This window comes from Pedobacter sp. 01N416 (genome assembly GCF_056399685.1).
In genome coordinates, this window is record NZ_JBFTRT010000740.1 from 1 (window position 1) to 2,039 (window position 2,039).

General features: G+C 39.7%; 2 protein-coding genes. Both read left to right on the forward strand.

Annotated features, from left to right (window positions below; translation table 11 throughout):
* The first annotated feature begins 18 nt into the window (after nucleotides 1-18).
* Nucleotides 19-153, forward strand: a complete 135-nt coding sequence (locus tag AC1DND_RS26530; protein ID WP_477585679.1) for an SHOCT domain-containing protein — start codon at nucleotides 19-21, stop codon at nucleotides 151-153.
* A gap of 102 nt (nucleotides 154-255) precedes the next feature.
* A complete protein-coding gene (gene lnt, locus AC1DND_RS26535) occupies nucleotides 256-1,872 on the forward strand; it encodes an apolipoprotein N-acyltransferase (protein WP_477585677.1) in 1,617 nt (538 codons plus the stop codon).
* Nucleotides 1,873-2,039 lie beyond the last annotated feature (167 nt).

A 2,039-nucleotide genomic window follows, 5' to 3' on the forward strand; every position in this document is an offset into this window, starting at 1 on the left:
GTACAACCCGTTATTCAGATCGCTAAAGTTGTAGAAGAGCCAGAAGATGAAACCACATTAAAATTACGCAAGCTTAAAACTTTGTACGATAAACACCTGATTACCCAGGAAGAATACGAAGCTAAAAAAGCAAATATTTTAGATAGTTTGTAAAACTAAATCCCCTCGAATTGTCACGTTGAGCCTGTCGAAATGCCAAATAATTAATTAGTCCTTCGACAGGCTCAGGATGACAATATTGCGCCAGCACTTAAAATGAACAAGAAAAAAACTTACCTCCTCGCCCTCTTAAGTGCATTTTTGCTTTGGCTAGCCTGGCCACCAATGCCTTTTACCACACCTTTGTTGTTGATCGGCCTGGTGCCTTTGTTCATTGCGCTCAATTCCATTTCAGGCAATGCTGAAAAAAAGCAGGGAAAAAGAATTTTCTTGACTGCAGGTTTAACTTTTCTAGTTTGGAATACAGCATCAATTTATTGGGTGTACAATGCGATAAGTGCGTATAATGGTCCGGCAGTAGCCCTCCCCGTTTCTTTAATTCCTTATGGATTAGGTGCGCTTTTAATGACTTTTGCTTTTTGGTTATACTATCGATTGGGCAAATATGTAAATAAAAAGATCGCGTACCTTGGGTTAATTGCCTTTTATATCGCTTTAGAATATTTGCAGCAAACCTGGGATTTAGCTTTCCCTTGGATGACTTTAGGTAATGGTTTAGCAGGAATGCATCAGCTGGCGCAATGGTATGATTATACTGGTGTTTACGGAGGTTCACTGTGGATTTTAGTGAGCAATATCCTGGCTTTTGAAGCTTACAAGAAATTTAAATCACAAACAGGTTATTTAAGGTTTAGAACCGCAGGAATCTGGGCTTTGGTGGTAATTATTCCCATCAGCATTTCATTAGCCAAATACTTTACAGCAGAACAAAAAGGAACGCCAAGCAATGTAGTGGTGGTTCAGCCCAATATAGATCCTTATCAAAAGCTGGAGAATATCCCACCTTTGGAGCAGGTTAAAATCTTAACACATTTATCCGATTCGATCGGGCAAACCAACACCGAATATTTTATCTGGCCGGAAACGGCTATACCAAGTTACGACAACGAAGATCGGATCCGCGAAACGACAACCTTTAGTACCCTACAAAACTTCATCAGTAAATATAAAAACGGCACACTGATCACCGGAATAGAAAGCATTAAAATCTATCCCGACAAAAAAACACTTTCTGCACAGTACGACCAGCAGGCAAACCTTTATGTTGATCATTTCAATACGGCCATGCAGATTGAAAATTCTGCCGATGTTCGCTTTTACCATAAATCCAAGCTGGTACCTGGGGTAGAAAAAATGCCGTTCCCGAAAGTATTTTCCTTTTTAGATGGGGTTTTCGCACAACTTGGCGGAGCTGTTGGTGGATGGGGCTGGCAAGAAAAACCTGATGTGCTTTATGCACAAAGTGGAATCGGAGTTGCACCGGTAATCTGCTACGAAAGTCTTTGGGGCGATTGGATTGGCCAATCGGTTAAAGATGGTGCTCAATTTATTGCAGTGATAACCAACGATGCCTGGTGGGGAAATACTTCCGGCAAAGATCAACACGAAATGTACGCCAAACTGAGAGCAATTGAAACCCATCGTGATGTTGCACGTTCTGCAAATACTGGAATCTCCTGTTTCATTAATCAACGTGGCGATATTACACAAAGCACTGAATGGTGGACAAGGACAGCAATAAAGGCCAACATCAACCTAAACGACGAGATTACCTTTTATGTGAAAAGCGGTGATATTATTGCAAAAATATTGAGTGCTTTAGCCGTTGTCTTAGCCTTGATTATTCCTTATAGAAAATGGGTAAAGAAATAAAATCCCATTAGTAAATTTCTAATTATAAAAACATGCAACAGTTTAAAAGCCTTAGGTGGTCTGTTTTATTATTACTGCTCACATTAAATTTTGGCTGCGATCAGATTTCTAAAAAAATTGTGCGTAACGAGATTAGCGATTACGAACATATCAGCATTATAAAAGAC

Excerpts from the sequence above, each read along its gene's own strand:
- lnt (WP_477585677.1), top strand. The coding sequence starts at position 256 with ATGAACAAGAAAAAAACTTACCTCCTCGCCCTCTTAAGTGCATTTTTG.